Raw genomic sequence first — 17,579 nt, 5'->3', positions numbered from 1 at the left:
CTGAGCGAACCTTAACTGTCCGCAAGCCAGTTGCAAACCTGTAGCAGCTGCCGAAGGCTGCGTTCGGCGGCGCAGCCGTCGCCAAAGGCCGGTCACTTCTATCTATCTGAAACACCGCAATGCATGGTTTTACGACGGCTTCGCCGCCGAACGCAGCCTTCGGCAGCTGCTACATAACTGCGATCTTTTCAGGGCATCAACCGGCAACCCTGCCGTTCGCCAACCCAAGCGGCGCTGTTGCTGCGCCCCATACCACCAACCGTCACGTGCTTATTCGCGGCGTCATCGACGAACCCACTGATGGATAAATACTGCTTCACATAACTCTGGCAATACTCGGCCGGATTGTTCATCACATAGCGGCACGAGCAGTATTCCTTGGCGGTGTAGGCGCTGATGATGTCGGGGAAGGCCCACAGCGCCAAACGCTCCTGCCAACCCCAGCCAAGCAAGGCGATCAGCAGCACCAGCAACAGTGTGCTGAATGGCCGACGGCGAATAAAACTGCGGCGACTCATGGCTGCACCTTCATGGCAAAGGCTTTGAGCGCGAGTTTGAGCAATTCGTTGTGCCGATAACTTCCATCGCGGTCATCGCCGTAGCGCACGATCACCAGCTTTTCGCTGGGAATCACGTACATCGCCTGGCCCCAATGGCCCAACGCGGCGAAGGTGTCGGCGGGGGCGGCGGGCCAGGGTTGTGTCGCGCCATCCACTGCGCGATTGAGCCACCAATGTCCGCCGGGCACCGCTTCATCCTGGTTGGCTTGATAGTGGGCAAAAGGCTCGCGGCTGAAGTCGACCCAATCTTTGGGCAGTAATTGCCGCTCACGCCAACGACCGTCGCGCGCCATCAACAGGCCGACCCGCGCCAGATCCCGGGCGGTGAGGTAGGCGTAGGACGAAGCGACAAACGTGCCCGTGGCATCCGCTTCCCACACCGCACTGCGAATCCCCAAGGGTTCGAACAGCGCGGTCCACGGATAATCCGGATAACGGGCCAGGCCGACGATGGTTTTCAGCGCTGCCGCCAGCAGGTTGCTGTCGCCGCTGGAGTAGCGGAATGCCTGGCCAGGTTTGGCGTACTCGTCGTGGTCGGCGGTGAACGCGGCCATGTCGCGGTGACCACGGGTGTAAAGCATGGCCACCACCGAGGACTTCAATGGTGCGTATTCGTAGTCTTCCTGCCAGTCCAGGCCTGAGGCCCAGTGCAGCAGGTCGGCCATGGTCATGCCGGGATGTTTTTCCAGCGCAGGATAGAACTGCACCGCCGGGTCCTGCAGTTTGAACAGCCCTTCGCCATAGGCCACCCCGAGCACCGCGGCCATCAGGCTTTTGCTGATGGACCAGGTCAGGTGCGGCGTTTCAGCAGTGGTCGGGCTGGCGTAGCGTTCGTAGATCAGCTGACCATCGCGGATGACCAGCAAGGCATCGGTGCGAATGCCTTGGTGAGTGGCATCGTCGCGGGGCGGGAAGGCGTAATTCTCTAAGGCTTGAAGTGCCGGGCCGGTGACTTTCGGGCCGGGCGACCATTGCTCGGCCGGCCAGTTTTCGGCCAGGGCCGCGAGGCTGAGCAGCAGCATGAAAATCAGGGACAAGCCTTTGAACATGAGGGGCGCTCGGAGGGATGAACCTGCAGAGCCTAGTTGAGCTTGATGACAGTTTTAGAACTTGCGTTGCCAATAAGATCGCCTTCGCGGGCAAGCCTCACTCCTACAGGGATCGCACCCGGCACAAATCCTGTAGGAGCGAGGCTTGCCCGCGAAGGGTCCCTTCAGCCTTACAACAATCCCGCCAACGCCTTGGCCAACCGCTTGCCCCGCGCCCCTGCCGCCAAATCCATCACGCCCTGATCGCGCTGCCACATCGCCGCCCATTGTGGCGGGCCATCGGCCAGGGCCTGATTCACTTCAGCCTTGAGCCCATCGAACTGCGCAAACAACCCGCCCAGCAACACATGCCCGGCCGGATTGTTCGGCGCCTGGCGGCTGACTTCCGCGCACCCGGCCAGCAACGCCAGTAGACGCAGTTGCAAGGTTTGCGGCCAGTCGCTGTCTTGGCCTACGCCAAACAGCCACGCAGTCATGGCGCTCAGCACATAGATGTCTTCCAGGGTGCGGAATGGTTTGACGTAAGCATCCCAGCCATCCCCTGCGAGCAATTCACACAGTGCGTTGTCGAGAAACAACCGGCCGTGGCCTATGTCCGGCATCAGCGGCATGGGCGCGAGTTTTTCCAGACGCACACCCGGTTCGCCGGGATAAACCACCGCAAGGTTCAAGCGCGGCACTTCGCCGGGTTCTTCACTGCGAGCAGCCACCAGCAACCAGTCGGCGGCATCGCCTGCGGTGACGAAATCCTTGCGCCCGCTCAGGCGCAAATCGCGCAGGCGGGTCTGCATATCCGCCACCCGCAAACTGCGCTGTTCGGTCGCACATAACGCGCCGAGGCTCAGCGGTGCGCTCGGCCAGAGCATGCGCAAAGCCGCCTGATAACCGACCAGAAACGCCAGCCCCGGTGTCGCCATCAGCCGCCCACCGACCACCGCCAATTCGAACGGCGTCACCGTGCCCAACTGTTGCAACAAGGTTGCAAATCCTTCGCCCAGGTCCGGGTTGGCGGGCAGACGGTCGCGGCGATTCAACAGAGATTGCCAGGGCATAAGAGGCTCCTTGTGGGCTGTCATATAAGCATCATCAAAGCTTCATGGCGATGACACCGGGGCTACATAGCCTGACTTTGCACAACACGGCTGCATAAAGAAAGTCGATCGGCTGCAACCCAAGACGGGTGGCCAGCCCGTACGGAGACTCACAATGACTCAGATCGCCCGCATCAGCGACACCGGCAATGAACGCCGCCTGCAAGCCGAACGCCTGGTGGGCGCCGAGGCGCTGCAGGAAGCCCAGGCCTTGCGCTTCAACGTGTTCAGCGGCGAATTCAACGCCAAGCTGAAAGGCGCGGAGCTGGGTCTGGACATGGATGACTATGATGTTCACTGCGCCCATATCGGCGTACGTGACTTGAACACCGGGCGCCTGGTGGCGACCACCCGGTTGCTCGACCACACGGCCGCCAGCAGCCTGGGCAAGTTCTACAGCGAAGAAGAATTCAGCCTGCATGGTCTGGTCCATTTGAAAGGCCCGATCCTGGAAATCGGTCGCACCTGCGTCGACCCGGCCTACCGCAACGGCGGCACTATCGCAGTGCTCTGGGGTGAACTGGCCGAAGTGCTGAACCAGGGCGGCTACAGCTATTTGATGGGGTGCGCGAGCATTCCGATGCAGGACGGCGGCATTCAGGCCCACGCGATCATGCAACGCTTGCGCGAACGTTACCTGTGCACCGAACACCTGCGGGCCGAGCCGAAGAAACCATTGCCGACGCTGGCTATTCCATCGAACGTCATCGCCGAAATGCCGCCACTGCTCAAGGCCTACATGCGCCTGGGGGCGAAAATCTGCGGCGAGCCGTGCTGGGACGAGGACTTCCAGGTAGCCGACGTGTTCATCCTGCTCAAGCGCGACGAGCTCTGCCCGCGCTACGCCAAGCACTTCAAGGCGGCTGTGTAATGAGCCGCTTGCGGGTGTACGCGCGAATTGCGCGAGTGCTTTTGGTGGTGACGCTGGGTTTGAGCATGGCCAGTGTGTTCGGGTTGTTCGAGCGACTGGGGATTGCCCATTCGATGGTCCGTCGCCAGCGCTGGTCGCGGTTTTTCATGGCGCGGCTGAGCAATGCCCTGCCCTTTCGCGTGACCGTGCATGGTGAGTTGCCGAAGGCGCCGATGCTCTGGGTCAGCAATCACGTGTCCTGGACCGACATTCCGTTGCTGGGCATGCTCACACCGCTGTCGTTCCTGTCCAAGGCCGAAGTGCGCACCTGGCCTGTGGCGGGCTGGCTGGCCGCCAAGGCCGGCAGCCTGTTTATCCGTCGCGGGTCGGGCGACAGCCAGTTGATCCGCAAACAAATGACCCGCCATCTGGAGCAGGAGCATCCGCTGCTGATGTTCCCCGAAGGCACCACCACCGATGGCCGCTCGCTGCGTACGTTCCATGGCCGTTTGCTGTCCGCTGCGATCGATTCCGAAGTGGCATTGCAACCGGTAGCAATTCGTTATCTGCGCGGTGGCGAGCTCGATACTTTGGCACCGTTCATTGGCGATGATGATTTGCTGTCGCACCTGATGCGCTTGTTCGCCCATGATCGGGGTGAGGTGGAAATTCATTTGCTCAAGCCGATCGAATGCCAGGACCGGGAGCGTGCGGCGCTGGCGTTCGAAGCGCAGCAGGCGGTGCAGAAGGTGTTGTTCGGGGCGATTCCGGAAACGCAGCAAATCCCGATGCGCCCGGCTATTGCTGCTTAATCACAATTCCCTGTGGGAGCGGGCTTGCCCGCTCCCACAGTTATTTATGTAGTTGGATAGTTTTGGGCAAAGTCCTGTAGCTGCGGATAGAACAACCGGAAATCCTCGCTCAACGGCTCATACAATACCCGTAATTCCTGCATCGCCCGCGCCAACTCCTCCGGCCGGGTCAACCTGCACGAAATCCCGCGCAACACCTGCTCAAGCACTTCGAACTCCTGATAAGCCCCCAACCAGTCATTGGCCACCATGTGCGGCGCAATCTTCGCCAGGCGCTCCGGCAACTGCGGCTCGGCGGACAGCACCCGGTAAACGTCCGAGGTGAATTGCGCAAGCGGACGGTCAGCGTATAGCACCCAGTCCCGCGCCAGGCAGTGGTCGAAAAACACATCGAGCACAATCCCGGCGTAACGCCGGCGCGTGATGGAAAACCGCGACAAGGCGATGTCCACCAGCGGATGGCGGTCGGTAAACACGTCGATGCTGCGATGCAACTGGATGGCCGCTTCTATCTCCGGATCGAACTGCCCTTGCAGCCACCCTTTGACGAAATCGCCATACAGACTGCCGAGCATTTGACCGGGGCGCTGGCCACCGAGGTGCAGATGTGCGAGATAGTTCATGCGCGCAGCTTAACACCGCGCCATCCATATCGTTATAACCCGATATACCGATTCATGCGGTCATCAGACCAAAATCATATTGGTATATCGCGAAGTACCGATTTAAAGTTCGCCTCATCGCGATATAGCGTTTTACTCATCACGAGCCCCAAATCATGACCATCGACCTCGACGAAATAATAAAAGCGCTGGCACACCCAGTACGCCGAGACATCCTCATCTGGCTGAAAGACCCCAAGGTCCAGTTCCCGGAACAACTCCACAACCATGAGTACGGCATTTGCGCCGGACAGATCGATCAACGCTGCGGCCTGTCGCAGTCGACCGTGTCCGCCCATTTGGCGACCTTGCAACGGGCGGGACTGATCAGCAGCCAGAAGGCCGGTCAATGGCACTTTTTCAAACGCAACGAGGACGTGATTCAGGCGTTCCTCGATGCCATCGTCAAGGAGCTCAGCGCTCCGACAAGGAACTGACAATGCCCCTCTCGCTACTCATTCTGGCCTTGAGCGCCTTCGCCATCGGCACCACCGAGTTCGTCATCATGGGCCTGTTGCCCGAGGTGGCGGCCGATCTCGGTGTGTCGATCCCCGGCGCCGGCTGGCTGGTGACCGGTTACGCCCTGGGTGTGGCCATCGGTGCACCGTTCATGGCACTGGCCACCGCCAGACTGCCGCGCAAGGCCGCATTGGTAGCGTTGATGGGCATCTTCATCATCGGCAACCTGCTCTGCGCCCTGGCCAGTGACTACAACGTTTTGATGTTTGCCCGTGTGGTCACCGCGCTGTGTCACGGCGCCTTCTTCGGCATCGGTTCGGTGGTGGCGGCAGGTCTGGTGCCGGCCAACAAACGTGCATCGGCCGTGGCCTTGATGTTCACCGGCCTGACCCTGGCCAATGTCCTTGGCGTGCCGCTGGGCACCGCGCTCGGTCAGGAAGCCGGTTGGCGTTCGACCTTCTGGGCGGTGACCGTGATCGGTGTGATTGCGCTGATCGGCCTGATTCGCTTCCTGCCGGCCAAGCGCGATGAAGAGAAACTCGACATGCGCGCCGAACTGCGCGCCCTCAAAGGCGCCGGCATCTGGTTGTCGTTGAGCATGACTGCATTGTTCGCCGCCTCGGTCTTCACCTTGTTCACCTATGTCGCGCCTCTGTTGGGCGAGGTCACCGGAGTCTCGCCGCGCGGCGTGACCTGGACCTTGATGCTCATCGGCCTGGGCCTGACGGTCGGCAACATCATTGGCGGCAAGCTGGCTGACAAAAGCCTGGCTGCGACGCTGATCGGTGTGTTCATCACCATGGCGGTCGTGTCCACCGTGCTGACCTGGACCAGCATTGCCGTGATCCCCACCGAAATCACCCTATTCCTCTGGGCCACTGCGTGCTTTGCCGCCGTACCCGCCCTGCAAGTGAACGTGGTGACCTACGGCAAGGCGGCACCGAACCTGGTGTCGACCCTGAACATCGGCGCGTTCAACGTCGGCAACGCGCTGGGTGCCTGGGTCGGCGGCAGCGTCATCGCCCACGGTTTCGGTCTGACCCGCGTGCCGCTCGCGGCCGCGGCACTGGCGGTACTCGCCCTGCTGGTGACCCTGATTACTTTCCGTCAGAGCGGTAATCCCGAACTGGTCCCTGCTACCAACTGATACCTCATGAGGGTTCTATTAAATGACGACTATTTTCGATCCGATCAAACTGGGCGACCTCGAGTTGGCCAACCGCATCATCATGGCGCCGCTGACCCGTTGCCGCGCCGACGAAGGCCGTGTGCCGAACGCGCTGATGGCCGAGTACTACGTGCAACGCGCCTCTGCCGGCCTGATCCTCAGTGAAGCGACTTCGGTGACGCCGATAGGCGTGGGCTACCCGGACACTCCCGGTATCTGGTCCAACGACCAGGTGCGCGGCTGGAGCAACGTGACCAAAGCAATCCACGGCGCTGGTGGCAAAATCTTCCTGCAACTGTGGCACGTGGGTCGGATTTCCCACCCCTTGTACCTGAACGGCGAAGCACCGGTCGCGCCGAGTGCCATCCAGCCCAAGGGTCATGTCAGCCTGGTGCGTCCATTGGCCGATTTCCCAACCCCGCGCGCTCTGGAAACCGCTGAAATCGCCGACATCATCGACGCTTACCGCGTGGGTGCCGAGAACGCCAAGGCGGCCGGTTTCGACGGTGTGGAAATCCATGGCGCCAACGGTTACCTGCTCGACCAGTTCCTGCAAAGCAGCACCAACCAGCGCACCGACAACTATGGCGGCTCCCTGGAAAACCGTGCGCGTCTGTTGCTGGAAGTCACCGATGCCGCCATCGAGATCTGGGGCCCGGGCCGCGTGGGTGTGCACCTGTCACCCCGTGCCGATCTCCATGACATGGGCGATGACAATCTGTCCGAGACCTTCACCTATGTCGCTCGCGAATTGGGTAAACGCGGCATCGCCTTCATCTGCTCGCGCGAGAAAGAAGCCGGCGACAGCCTCGGCCCACAACTGAAAGAAGCCTTCGGCGGCCCCTACATCGCCAACGAACGCTTCACCAAGGACAGCGCCAACGAGTGGCTGGCCAGCGGCAAGGCTGATGCGGTCGCCTTCGGCGTGCCGTTTATCGCCAACCCGGACCTGCCGGCGCGCTTGAAGGCCGATGCGCCGTTGAACGAGGCGCGTCCGGAACTGTTCTATGCGAAGGGTCCAGTCGGTTACATCGACTACCCGGTGTTGTAAACGTGCGCCGTTGAAACGCAAAAGCCCCGACTCGGAAGAGCCGGGGCTTTTGCGTATGGAAGATCAAAAGATCGTCCGAAGGCTACGATCTTGTCAGCGCTTGCGCTGTCCCCAGGCGACCGCAAGACCGCTGAGGCAAATCACCGTGATACCGATCACGCCAAAGCTGTCCGGGGTATGGTCGAAGATCAAATACCCGTATATCCCGGCAAACAGAATCTGCCCGTAACTGAAGGGTGCCAGCATCGCCGGCGCTGCATGGCGGAAGGCTTGGGTCAGCAGCATGTGACCGAGCATGCCGCAAGTGCCAAGCCCGATCATGAACAGGCCGTGCAGCAGCGTCGGCGTGCTCCAAAAGAACGGCACCAGCGCAGTCATGATCAGGCTGTTGAGAATGCCGGTAAGAAAGTTGCTGGTGGTCGGGCTGTCGATACCGCTGAGCAGTCGGGTGAGCAATTGATAAAAGCCAAAACACAGCGCCGAACACAGCGGCAGCAGAATCGCCGGGGTGAACAGCGCACCGCCGGGCCGCACGACGATCAACACGCCGACAAATCCACTCAGCACCGCCAGCCACTGATTGCGGGTTACCCGCTCATGCAGCAGCGGTACGGACAACGCGGTCACCAATAAAGGAGCAAGAAAAGTGACGGCGGTGGCTTCAGCCAAGGGGATGTAACGCAGGCCGGTAGTGAAAAACAGGCTGGTGCCGATCAGGCACAGGGCACGTAATAACTGCAAACCCGGACGCTTGGTGCGCACTACCACCGAGAAACCACTGCGTGGCACGAAAATCACCAGCATCAACAAGGTGTGCACCACGTAGCGTGCCCACACCACCATCACGATCGGATAGAACCCGGACAGGTACTTGGACAAAGTGTCGTGACTGGCGAACAACAACACCGCCAGGCAAATCAGCGCGATACCCTTGATCGGCTGCTCGGCGCCCTTGTAGCCTGGGTTGTTAACACTCATTCACACACTCGACACAAAATCCCTACAAAATACGTAGCTCGCTACCTATCAACCTGGCGAACGTATGTATATAAAAGCACCCCATTACCAAAAGGCGAGCGAAGCAGGGATATTCCCCCGCTTCAAGTCTTGACACAAACGGATCCAATTACGCATTTTGTTCAATTGCGCAGGCTGGGACTCAAGCGCAGCATATCCAACCCTGTATCGACGCAGCGCTCGGCCTCGGTGTGCAGTTGAAAACTGTCGGGCGCCAACAGCCATTGATACAGAATGCCATCTATATAGGCATGCAAACTGATGGCCGCGCGAGCAGTGTCGAGGTTTTCCGGCAATTGCCCGCGATTCACCGCATTACTCAGGGCCAGAGCGATTCGCACATTGCAATCGAGACTGGCCGTTCGGCGCTGCTGGCGCAGATCGCACATTTCATCGGTGAATTCGCACTTATGAAACAGAATCTCGTTGATGCGTCGGGTTTTCGGGTCCAGGGCAACTTGATGAAACAAATGAATCAGCAGTTTGCGCATGCAACCCAGCGGATCGAGTTCATCTTCGCTTTCACTGGCCTTGGCCATTTCATCCAGCGGCTCATGCAAGGTATCGAGCATCGCCTGCACCAGATCCGCCTTGTTACTGAAATGCCAGTAGATGGCCCCGCGAGTCACGCCGGCCAGGGTAGCGATATCCGCCAGCGTCGTGCGGGCCACGCCCCGCTCGTAAAAGGCTTTTTCTGCCGCTTCGAGTATCTGGCTTCGGGTTTCTTGAGCTTCCTCTTTGGTACGACGGACCATGGCAGTAAAACCTCAATCAGGGGTGCTTCAGCGATGTCTGAATATCAGCTGAATAAAAGTGGGGCGAGCGCTCTTGGGCGTCTCATCAGGCCTACAATTCAAACCTTTCAACGGCTTTTGTAACCATGTGGGTACACCGCCAAGGCCTTTACAAACAACCATGAACGTAAGTATATTCATTAGCAAGCTACTTATCCACCCGGAAAAAATTTTTTAACCTTCCACATTTCTTGTGCGCAATGTGCGCGCCTGACCCGAGGATCTTCATGCAATTCAAGCCAGCTGTTACCGCTCTGGTTACTGCCGTCGCCCTGGCATCGCTGCTCAGCGGATGTAAAAAGGAAGAGGCGGCACCTGCCGCACCAGCCCCTCAGGTCGGCGTCGTAACCCTGCAACCTCAAGCCTTCACCTTGACGTCCGAACTTCCGGGGCGCACCAGTGCGTTCCGCATCGCCGAAGTTCGCCCACAGGTCAACGGCATCATTCTCAAACGACTGTTCAAGGAAGGCGGCGACGTCAAGGCCGGTCAGCAGCTCTATCAGATCGACCCATCGGTCTATGACGCGACCCTGAAAAGCGCCGAAGCCAACCTGCGTTCGACCAAGTCGATCTCCGACCGCTACAAGCAACTGGTCGACGAACAGGCTGTCAGCCGTCAGGAATACGACACAGCGCTGGCCAACCGCCTGCAATCGGAAGCGTCCCTGCAGAGCGCCCAGATCAACGTGCGCTACACCAAGGTTTACGCACCGATCTCTGGTCGCATCGGCCGTTCGTCGGTGACCGAAGGCGCGCTGGTCAGCAGCGGCCAGACCGACGCCATGGCCGTCATTCAGCAACTGGACCCGATCTACGTCGACGTCACCCAGTCTTCGGTGGAGCTGCTTGAGCTGCGCCGCGAACTGGAAAGCGGTCGTCTGCAAAAGGCTGGCGACAACGCCGCCGCGGTCAAGCTGACCCTGGAAGACGGCAGCCAGTACACGCTGGACGGCAAGCTTGAGTTCTCCGAAGTTTCGGTTGACCAGACCACTGGCTCCGTGACCCTGCGTGCCGTGTTCCCGAACCCTGATCACACCCTGCTGCCGGGCATGTTCGTTCACGCGAAGCTGCAGGCCGGTGTGGACAGCGCGGCGATTCTGGCTCCGCAACAAGGCGTGACCCGCGACCTCAAAGGCTCTCCGACCGCGCTGGTCGTCGGTCCGGACAACAAGGTCGAACTGCGTCAGCTCAAGGCCAGCCGCACCGTCGGTAACCAATGGCTGATTGAAGACGGTCTGAAAGCCGGCGATCGCGTGATCACCGAAGGGCTGCAATTCGTCAGACCTGGCGTTGAAGTCAAGGCCACTGAAGCCACGAACGTTGGCATAAAGAGCCCGGCCCCCGCACACGCAGCTAACACAGCTGTCGGCGGCAAAGGGGAGTAAACCATGTCGAAATTTTTTATCGACCGTCCGATTTTCGCCTGGGTGATTGCCCTGGTGATTATGCTGGTCGGGGCTCTATCGATTCTCAAACTGCCGATCAACCAGTACCCAAGCATTGCGCCACCGGCCATTGCGATCTCTGTGACCTACCCGGGCGCGTCTGCACAAACCGTGCAGGACACCGTGGTGCAGGTGATCGAGCAACAGCTCAACGGTATCGATAATCTGCGTTATGTCTCGTCGGAAAGTAACTCCGACGGCAACATGACCATTACCGCGACCTTCGAGCAGGGCACCAACTCCGATACCGCGCAGGTTCAGGTCCAGAACAAGCTGAACCTGGCCACCCCGCTGCTACCGCAAGAAGTGCAGCAACAGGGCATCCGCGTGACCAAGTCGGTGAAAAACTTCCTGATGGTCATCGGCGTGGTGTCGCGCGACGGCAGCATGACCAAGGACGACCTGTCCAACTACATCGTGTCGAACATGCAGGACCCGATTTCGCGCACGGCCGGTGTCGGTGACTTCCAGGTCTTCGGTGCCCAGTACGCGATGCGAATCTGGCTCGACCCGGCCAAGTTGAATAACTACAACCTGACCCCGGTGGACGTGAAAACCGCCATCGCGGCGCAGAACGTTCAGGTCTCGTCCGGTCAACTTGGCGGTTTGCCTGCCCTGCCCGGCCAACAGCTGAACGCGACGATCATCGGCAAGACCCGTCTGCAGACTGCCGAGCAGTTCAAGGCGATCTTGCTGAAGGTCAACAAGGACGGTTCGCAAGTGCGCGTCGGCGACGTTGCGGAAGTCGGTCTGGGTGGCGAAAACTACTCGATCAGCGCCCAGTTCAACGGCGCCCCGGCCTCCGGCCTGGCGGTGAAACTGGCCAACGGCGCCAACGCCCTCGACACCGCAAAAGCCCTGCGCAACACCATCGACACCCTCAAGCCGTTCTTCCCGGAAGGGATGGAAGTGGTGTTCCCGTACGACACCACCCCGGTGGTGACCGAGTCGATCAAGGGTGTGGTTGAAACCCTGGTTGAAGCGATCGTACTGGTGTTCCTGGTGATGTTCCTGTTCCTGCAAAACTTCCGCGCCACCGTCATCACCACGATGACCGTGCCGGTGGTATTGCTGGGTACGTTCGGGATCCTCGCGGCGTTCGGCTTCAGCATCAACACCCTGACCATGTTCGGTATGGTGTTGGCCATCGGCTTGCTGGTGGACGATGCCATCGTCGTGGTGGAAAACGTCGAACGGGTCATGAGCGAAGAAGGACTGTCACCCAAGGAGGCCACCAAGAAATCCATGGGGCAGATCCAGGGTGCGTTGGTCGGTATTGCCTTGGTTCTGTCGGCAGTACTGTTGCCGATGGCGTTCTTCAGTGGCTCCACCGGTGTGATCTACAAGCAGTTCTCGATCACCATCGTCTCGGCCATGGCCCTGTCGGTACTGGTCGCGTTGATCTTCACCCCGGCGCTCTGCGCCACCATGCTCAAAGCGATTCCGAAAGGTGAGCACGGCACGCCGAAACGCGGCTTCTTCGGCTGGTTCAACCGCAGCTTCGACCGTGGCGTCAAAAGCTACGAGCGCGGCGTCGGTAACATGCTCGCGCACAAGGCTCCGTACTTGCTGGCGTACCTGATCATCGTGGTTGGCATGATCTGGTTGTTCACCCGTATTCCAACGGCGTTCCTGCCGGAAGAAGACCAGGGCGTACTGTTTGCCCAGGTGCAGACACCGGCCGGTTCCAGCTCCCAGCGCACGCAAGTGGTCGTGGACGAAATGCGCGAATTCCTGCTGCGTCCGAGCAATGAAGGCGGCGAAGGCGACGCAGTGGCCTCGGTGTTTACCGTGACCGGCTTCAACTTCGCCGGCCGTGGTCAGAGTTCGGGTATGGCGTTCATCATGCTCAAACCATGGGAAGAACGTAACGCCGACAACAGCGTGTTCAAACTGGCGGCCCGTGCCCAACAGCACTTCTTTACCTTCCGTGATGCCATGGTGTTTGCCTTCGCGCCACCGGCGGTACTGGAACTGGGTAACGCTACCGGTTTCGACGTGTTTCTACAGGACCGCGCCGGTATCGGTCACGAAAAGCTGATGGAAGCCCGTAACCAGTTCCTCGGCATGGCGGCGCAAAGCAAGGTCCTGTCGCAAGTCCGTCCTAACGGTCTGAACGACGAGCCGCAATACCAGCTGGAAATCGACGATGAGAAGGCCAGCGCCCTGGGCGTGACCCTCACCGACATCAACAACACCCTGTCGATTGCCCTGGGCAGTAGCTATGTGAACGACTTCATCGACCGCGGTCGCGTGAAGAAGGTTTACATCCAAGGCCTGCCTGGCGCTCGCATGAGCCCCGAAGACCTGAAGAAGTGGTACGTGCGCAACAGCGCCGGCACCATGGTTCCGTTCTCGTCGTTCGCCAAGGGTGAGTGGATCTACGGTTCGCCGAAACTGGCCCGTTACAACGGCGTAGAAGCGATGGAAATCCTCGGTGCCCCGGCGCCAGGCTATTCCACCGGTGAAGCGATGGCCGAAGTCGAAGCCCTGGCCAAGAAACTGCCGGCCGGTGTCGGTATTTCCTGGACCGGCCTGTCGTACGAGGAACGTCTGTCCGGCTCGCAAGCGCCAGCGTTGTACGCCTTGTCGCTGCTGATGGTGTTCCTGTGTCTGGCGGCGTTGTATGAAAGCTGGTCGATCCCGATCGCGGTGATGCTGGTGGTACCGCTGGGGATCATCGGTGCGCTGATGGCGACCAGCCTGCGCGGCCTGTCCAACGACGTGTACTTCCAGGTGGGGCTGTTGACCACGATCGGGCTGGCGGCGAAAAACGCCATTCTGATCGTCGAGTTCGCCAAGGAACTGCATGAGCAAGGACGTAGCCTGCGCGATGCCGCAATCGAAGCCTGCCGGATGCGTCTGCGACCGATCATCATGACCTCGCTCGCGTTCGTGCTCGGCGTGGTACCACTGGCCATTTCCACGGGCGCCGGTTCGGGTAGCCAGCATGCGATCGGTACCGGGGTGATTGGCGGTATGATCACGGCCACTGTGCTGGCGATCTTCTGGGTCCCATTGTTCTTTGTCACCGTGTCGTCCATGGGTCAGCGCAAAATCGCCGACCAAGATGACGACGCTATTGAACCTTCTAAAGAGGCTGGCTAATGAGCAAGTCGCTACTCTCCATCGCAGTCGCCGCCTTCGTGCTGAGCGGCTGCTCGCTGATACCCGATTATCAGCAGCCTGAAGCACCGGTGGCGGGCCAATACCCGCAAGGCCCGGCCTATTCGCCGGCCCAGGCGCCCAACCAGGCCGCTGCCGAACAAGGTTGGAAGCAGTTTTTCCACGACCCGGCGTTGCAACAGCTGATTCAGACCGCGCTGGAGAACAACCGTGACCTGCGTGTCGCGGCGCTGAACATCGACGCTTATGCGGCTCAGTACCGCATTCAGCGTGCCGATCTGTTCCCGGCCGTTTCGGCCACCGGCAGCGGCAGCCGTCAGCGAGTTCCGGCACGGGCCTCGCAAACCGGTGAAGCGAACATCAGCAGTTCCTACTCGGCTACCGTCGGCATCAGTGCCTATGAACTCGACCTGTTCGGTCGGGTGCGCAGCCTGAGCGAAGAAGCCCTGCAGAAGTATTTCGCCACTGAAGAAGCGCGTCGCAGCACGCAGATCAGCCTGGTGGCCAGCGTGGCCAATGCCTACCTGACCTGGCAGGCTGACAAAGAGCTGCTGAAACTGACCCAGGAAACCCTCGGCGCCTATGAGGAGAGTTTCAAACTCACCTCGCGCAGCAATGAAGTGGGTGTAGCCTCGGCGCTGGACCTGGCCCAGTCGCGTACCTCGGTGGAAAACGCCCGCGCGCAACTGGCCAAATACACCCGTCAGGTCGCCCAGGATGAAAACAGCCTGGTGCTGCTGCTCGGCACCGGTATCCCGGCCAATCTGCAAGCGGCCAAGCCACTGTCGGACGACCTGCTGAGCGAAGTGCCGGCCGGCCTGCCGTCGGACTTGCTGCAACGTCGTCCGGACATCCTCCAGGCCGAATACAACCTCAAGGCCGCCAACGCCAACATCGGCGCGGCACGGGCGGCGTTCTTCCCGAGCATCAGCCTGACCGCCAATGCCGGCTCCCTGAGCCCGGACTTGTCCGGTCTGTTCAAGGGCGGTTCGGGCACCTGGTTGTTCCAGCCGCAGATAAACCTGCCGATCTTCAACGCCGGCAGCCTGCGCGCCAGCCTGGATTACTCGAAAATCCAGAAAGACATCAGCGTGGCGAACTACGAGAAGTCCATTCAAACGGCCTTCCAGGAAGTTGCCGATGGCCTGGCCGCACGCCAGACCTACACCGAGCAGTTGCAGGCTCAGCGTGATTTCGTCAGCGCCAACCAGGACTACTACCGTCTGGCCGAGCGTCGTTACCGCATCGGTGTCGACAGCAACCTGACCTTCCTCGACGCCCAGCGTCAGCTGTTCAGTGCCCAACAGGCGCTGATCACCGACCGCCTGGCGCAGCTGACCAGCGCGGTCAATCTGTACAAGGCATTGGGCGGTGGCTGGAATGAACAGACGGCGAAGAACGAGCCGTTGAAAGAAGAAGCGCCGAAGATGAAGTTGTTCTGATAGCGCGGTAAACACGAAGCCCACCGATTGGTGGGCTTTTTGTTGGCCGTGAATAAACCAGCCTGTTCACTTCACCCCCCGACTCCGTTGACCAGAAACACCGGTTCCTCCAGATAATCGAGCCCCAAGCGGTTTTCGAACATTTCATCACGTAATGCCGCAGTGGTAAAAGAGCCCAGGCCCAGGGCGGTGGCCAGCAGTGAAAAGGTCTGACTCAGATGCCCGGCATCCATCAGCGCCACCCGCAGTGCGCGGCTGAATTCGTATTTCCAGGCCATTCGCTCGACCCGCGCCGTGGAAACGAACACCGCTGCCGCATCCTTGATCCACGCCTGTCCACCACAAGCCTCGCTGATCCAGGTTCGCGGATCTTCCAGGGAAATCAGCTCAAGCCCATGACGGCGTACTGAATAGTGGTAAAGGCCCCGCTCGAAACCCTGCACGTTCATCAGCACCGCATACACCTCGGTACCCTGCAGCGAACCGCCGGCCGGCGAGGTCTTCTTCAGGAAGTAGTCGCCCATGCGGTTCTGCTCCATGACGGTCGCGCCCCAGGTGTAGTAGAGCAACAAAGACAGTTGCGCCGAACTCAACGGCTGGTCACTGAAGGTTCGTGACGTGCGGCGATTGCACAGCGAGTCCAGCAGCGTCGGCTGAGTGATCGCACAGGGCGTCAGCAGCGGATTTTCCAGGGCGATGAACGGATGGGACCAATAGTCCTTGAACGCCGAAGGCTGGCGTTGCGTCGAGGCTTTTTGCTCCAGCTCCGTGTCCAGATCGACAACGCTGATGTAGGGTGTGTGCGAGCCGGTCCGGGTACTCAGGTAAAACTCCAGCGCGGCGTCCCAGCGGGTCCAAAGATTGAGCGGATGCTTACCTTCGTTACAGGTGACCGAACCCGATTGATTCGCCACGGGCAGCAAAACACCATGGCTGACCAGTGTCCTCAGAAACGCCAGGTTGTCGTCCTGTGCAGGACTTTGCAAAACGCCCGGCAGCAACAAGGCACTTTCCAGCGTTTGCGGGCTCAGGAAATGGCGCAGTAACGGCAGCAACGTCACGCCAAACTCCAGGCTCAGGTCTCGTTGCCGATCCCGAATAAAAAACGACTCCGTCCCGATGCTGAGCCAGGTGCTCTCCCTGAGTCGCAAAGGAGTCTGCGCATCCTCCGCCAGCACCTCTTGCGCGCCCTGTTGATCACGGCCCCGCCAGAACAGGGCCTTGGGCTTCAAGGACTTGATGGCTTTGATCAACGCCAGCAGTTCCGCGTCATCGGTTCTGCGGGAAATATCCCACTCCAGGGTGATCGCTTTCACCGGGGATGAGGCGAACAGTTGGCGCAAGATCTCCCAATCCCGCTGCGGATGGCCGGTGTGAACCTCAATCAATCGGTCCAGCGGCAACGAACGCAAATAGTCGTTCAGGTCATACCCCTGGGTTCTGACGGTCGCCATCGCGCTGTCCAGATCCAGCAGGAAACCCGCCCCGCTGCGCTCCACCACACTGGAGATGAATTCACCTTCGGGCAGTTCTTCTCCACCCGAGAATGAAAACAACCGCGGCGCGTTTTCCAGCACCAGCAGTGTGGCCGTGAGCTCGCGCAATTCGATGGCATTGGCCACCACCGTATCAGCCACCTCTTGGGCCAGGGTCGGCAAAATGAAGTGCTGCGTGTCGCCACCGTGGAAACGCGACCAGGAAATATGCTCGGCCAGCCACGGCGAGCGGGTTTTGTCGCACAGTCGCCGCGTCATGTTCAGAAATTCGCGATCCATCGCGATGCCCACGCTGCCCAGGGACAAACTGGACGAATGCAGCAGGCTCGGTGTTTGCACGCCGACCTCGAGCAAGCGCGGCTCGAGGATGCAATGGGTCGGTTGAAATTCGACATAGTCAAAGTGCGGCAGGCCCTCGGCGAGAATCCGTTCGACGGTTGGATCAAGCCCTTCCTGCGAACTGTCATGCCGAGGACCGCGTCGCGGCAAGTGGTATTCCAGCCCTACCCCTGCCTCGGGAAATTGCGCAGCATCAAACATCGCCATGATCGCCTCCC

General features: G+C 60.1%; 15 protein-coding genes. 8 read left to right on the top strand and 7 right to left on the bottom strand.

All coding sequences use genetic code 11. The features are described from left to right. Positions 1 to 188 precede the first annotated feature (188 nt). The 3 genes from PSH97_RS06250 to PSH97_RS06240 all read right to left on the bottom strand — a co-directional run bounded on the left by PSH97_RS06250 (position 189) and on the right by PSH97_RS06240 (position 2,661). Positions 189 to 518 carry an amidase gene (locus PSH97_RS06250; protein ID WP_305448512.1) on the bottom strand — a complete coding sequence of 110 codons (330 nt, stop codon included), beginning with the start codon at positions 516 to 518 and terminating at the stop codon, positions 189 to 191. Beyond that, positions 515 to 1,609, bottom strand: a complete 1,095-nt coding sequence (locus PSH97_RS06245; protein WP_305448511.1) for a serine hydrolase domain-containing protein — start codon at positions 1,607 to 1,609, stop codon at positions 515 to 517. The genes PSH97_RS06250 and PSH97_RS06245 overlap by 4 nt, the downstream gene beginning before the upstream one ends. Positions 1,610 to 1,779: 170 nt before the next feature. Further along, positions 1,780 to 2,661, bottom strand: a complete 882-nt coding sequence (locus PSH97_RS06240) for an acyl-CoA dehydrogenase middle domain-containing protein (RefSeq protein WP_305448510.1) — start codon at positions 2,659 to 2,661, stop codon at positions 1,780 to 1,782. Positions 2,662 to 2,815: 154 nt separating this feature from the next. Between PSH97_RS06240 and olsB the strand changes: the two genes are divergently transcribed. Continuing rightward, positions 2,816 to 3,571 (top strand): L-ornithine N(alpha)-acyltransferase, encoded by a 756-nt coding sequence (gene olsB / locus PSH97_RS06235; RefSeq protein WP_305448509.1) that lies wholly within the window; start codon positions 2,816 to 2,818, stop codon positions 3,569 to 3,571. After that, on the top strand, positions 3,571 to 4,362 hold the full coding sequence (locus tag PSH97_RS06230; RefSeq protein ID WP_305448508.1) for a lysophospholipid acyltransferase family protein: 792 nt from the start codon (positions 3,571 to 3,573) through the stop codon (positions 4,360 to 4,362). Before olsB ends, PSH97_RS06230 begins: the two co-directional genes overlap by 1 nt. A gap of 44 nt (positions 4,363 to 4,406) precedes the next feature. Here the strand turns inward: PSH97_RS06230 and PSH97_RS06225 are convergent, their stop codons facing one another. Next, positions 4,407 to 4,985: an acyl carrier protein phosphodiesterase gene (locus PSH97_RS06225; RefSeq protein WP_305448507.1), complete on the bottom strand. Its 579-nt coding sequence runs from the start codon at positions 4,983 to 4,985 to the stop codon at positions 4,407 to 4,409. Between the two features lie 155 nt (positions 4,986 to 5,140). Between PSH97_RS06225 and PSH97_RS06220 the strand changes: the two genes are divergently transcribed. The 3 genes from PSH97_RS06220 to PSH97_RS06210 are packed head-to-tail and all read left to right on the top strand — an operon-like array spanning position 5,141 to position 7,702. Next, on the top strand, positions 5,141 to 5,461 hold the full coding sequence (locus tag PSH97_RS06220) for an ArsR/SmtB family transcription factor (protein WP_030132713.1): 321 nt from the start codon (positions 5,141 to 5,143) through the stop codon (positions 5,459 to 5,461). Between the two features lie 2 nt (positions 5,462 to 5,463). Then, positions 5,464 to 6,630 carry an MFS transporter gene (locus PSH97_RS06215; protein WP_305448506.1) on the top strand — a complete coding sequence of 389 codons (1,167 nt, stop codon included), beginning with the start codon at positions 5,464 to 5,466 and terminating at the stop codon, positions 6,628 to 6,630. A 22-nt stretch (positions 6,631 to 6,652) separates the two neighbouring features. Beyond that, on the top strand, positions 6,653 to 7,702 hold the full coding sequence (locus PSH97_RS06210) for an alkene reductase (protein WP_305448505.1): 1,050 nt from the start codon (positions 6,653 to 6,655) through the stop codon (positions 7,700 to 7,702). Between the two features lie 93 nt (positions 7,703 to 7,795). Here PSH97_RS06210 and PSH97_RS06205 read toward each other — a convergent pair whose 3' ends face one another. Next, positions 7,796 to 8,680 (bottom strand): DMT family transporter, encoded by an 885-nt coding sequence (locus PSH97_RS06205; RefSeq protein WP_305448504.1) that lies wholly within the window; start codon positions 8,678 to 8,680, stop codon positions 7,796 to 7,798. Between the two features lie 161 nt (positions 8,681 to 8,841). Further along, entirely contained in the window at positions 8,842 to 9,474 is a 633-nt protein-coding gene (gene emhR / locus PSH97_RS06200; RefSeq protein WP_038979269.1) for an efflux system transcriptional repressor EmhR, read from the bottom strand. A 266-nt stretch (positions 9,475 to 9,740) separates the two neighbouring features. On the opposite strand from emhR, the gene PSH97_RS06195 reads away from it, so the two are divergent. The 3 genes from PSH97_RS06195 to emhC are packed head-to-tail and all read left to right on the top strand — an operon-like array spanning position 9,741 to position 15,526. Then, positions 9,741 to 10,898 carry an efflux RND transporter periplasmic adaptor subunit gene (locus PSH97_RS06195; protein ID WP_305448503.1) on the top strand — a complete coding sequence of 386 codons (1,158 nt, stop codon included), beginning with the start codon at positions 9,741 to 9,743 and terminating at the stop codon, positions 10,896 to 10,898. A 3-nt stretch (positions 10,899 to 10,901) separates the two neighbouring features. Continuing rightward, positions 10,902 to 14,066 (top strand): efflux RND transporter permease subunit EmhB, encoded by a 3,165-nt coding sequence (gene emhB / locus PSH97_RS06190; protein ID WP_305448502.1) that lies wholly within the window; start codon positions 10,902 to 10,904, stop codon positions 14,064 to 14,066. Then, on the top strand, positions 14,066 to 15,526 hold the full coding sequence (emhC, locus tag PSH97_RS06185) for an efflux RND transporter outer membrane subunit EmhC (protein WP_305448501.1): 1,461 nt from the start codon (positions 14,066 to 14,068) through the stop codon (positions 15,524 to 15,526). The genes emhB and emhC overlap by 1 nt, the downstream gene beginning before the upstream one ends. Before the next feature lie 71 nt (positions 15,527 to 15,597). Here the strand turns inward: emhC and PSH97_RS06180 are convergent, their stop codons facing one another. Then, positions 15,598 to 17,568, bottom strand: coding sequence for a multinuclear nonheme iron-dependent oxidase (locus PSH97_RS06180; protein WP_305448500.1), 1,971 nt, complete (start codon positions 17,566 to 17,568; stop codon positions 15,598 to 15,600). Positions 17,569 to 17,579: the final 11 nt, after the last annotated feature.

The organism is Pseudomonas cucumis, assembly GCF_030687935.1.
GTDB classification, from domain to species: Bacteria; Pseudomonadota; Gammaproteobacteria; order Pseudomonadales; family Pseudomonadaceae; genus Aquipseudomonas; species Aquipseudomonas cucumis.
The sequence above is the reverse complement of the archived record's forward strand: the minus strand, read 5'-3'. Positions and strand labels throughout refer to the sequence as shown.

What these genes read in the sequence shown, in the direction of transcription:
- PSH97_RS06250 (WP_305448512.1), bottom strand. Translation starts at nt 518, where the DNA reads ATGAGTCGCCGCAGTTTTATTCGCCGTCGGCCATTCAGCACACTGTTG.
- PSH97_RS06245 (WP_305448511.1), bottom strand. Translation starts at nt 1,609, where the DNA reads ATGTTCAAAGGCTTGTCCCTGATTTTCATGCTGCTGCTCAGCCTCGCG.
- PSH97_RS06240 (WP_305448510.1), bottom strand. Translation starts at nt 2,661, where the DNA reads ATGCCCTGGCAATCTCTGTTGAATCGCCGCGACCGTCTGCCCGCCAAC.
- olsB (WP_305448509.1), top strand. Translation starts at nt 2,816, where the DNA reads ATGACTCAGATCGCCCGCATCAGCGACACCGGCAATGAACGCCGCCTG.
- PSH97_RS06230 (WP_305448508.1), top strand. Translation starts at nt 3,571, where the DNA reads ATGAGCCGCTTGCGGGTGTACGCGCGAATTGCGCGAGTGCTTTTGGTG.
- PSH97_RS06225 (WP_305448507.1), bottom strand. Translation starts at nt 4,985, where the DNA reads ATGAACTATCTCGCACATCTGCACCTCGGTGGCCAGCGCCCCGGTCAA.
- PSH97_RS06220 (WP_030132713.1), top strand. Translation starts at nt 5,141, where the DNA reads ATGACCATCGACCTCGACGAAATAATAAAAGCGCTGGCACACCCAGTA.
- PSH97_RS06215 (WP_305448506.1), top strand. Translation starts at nt 5,464, where the DNA reads ATGCCCCTCTCGCTACTCATTCTGGCCTTGAGCGCCTTCGCCATCGGC.
- PSH97_RS06210 (WP_305448505.1), top strand. Translation starts at nt 6,653, where the DNA reads ATGACGACTATTTTCGATCCGATCAAACTGGGCGACCTCGAGTTGGCC.
- PSH97_RS06205 (WP_305448504.1), bottom strand. Translation starts at nt 8,680, where the DNA reads ATGAGTGTTAACAACCCAGGCTACAAGGGCGCCGAGCAGCCGATCAAG.
- emhR (WP_038979269.1), bottom strand. Translation starts at nt 9,474, where the DNA reads ATGGTCCGTCGTACCAAAGAGGAAGCTCAAGAAACCCGAAGCCAGATA.
- PSH97_RS06195 (WP_305448503.1), top strand. Translation starts at nt 9,741, where the DNA reads ATGCAATTCAAGCCAGCTGTTACCGCTCTGGTTACTGCCGTCGCCCTG.
- emhB (WP_305448502.1), top strand. Translation starts at nt 10,902, where the DNA reads ATGTCGAAATTTTTTATCGACCGTCCGATTTTCGCCTGGGTGATTGCC.
- emhC (WP_305448501.1), top strand. Translation starts at nt 14,066, where the DNA reads ATGAGCAAGTCGCTACTCTCCATCGCAGTCGCCGCCTTCGTGCTGAGC.
- PSH97_RS06180 (WP_305448500.1), bottom strand. Translation starts at nt 17,568, where the DNA reads ATGGCGATGTTTGATGCTGCGCAATTTCCCGAGGCAGGGGTAGGGCTG.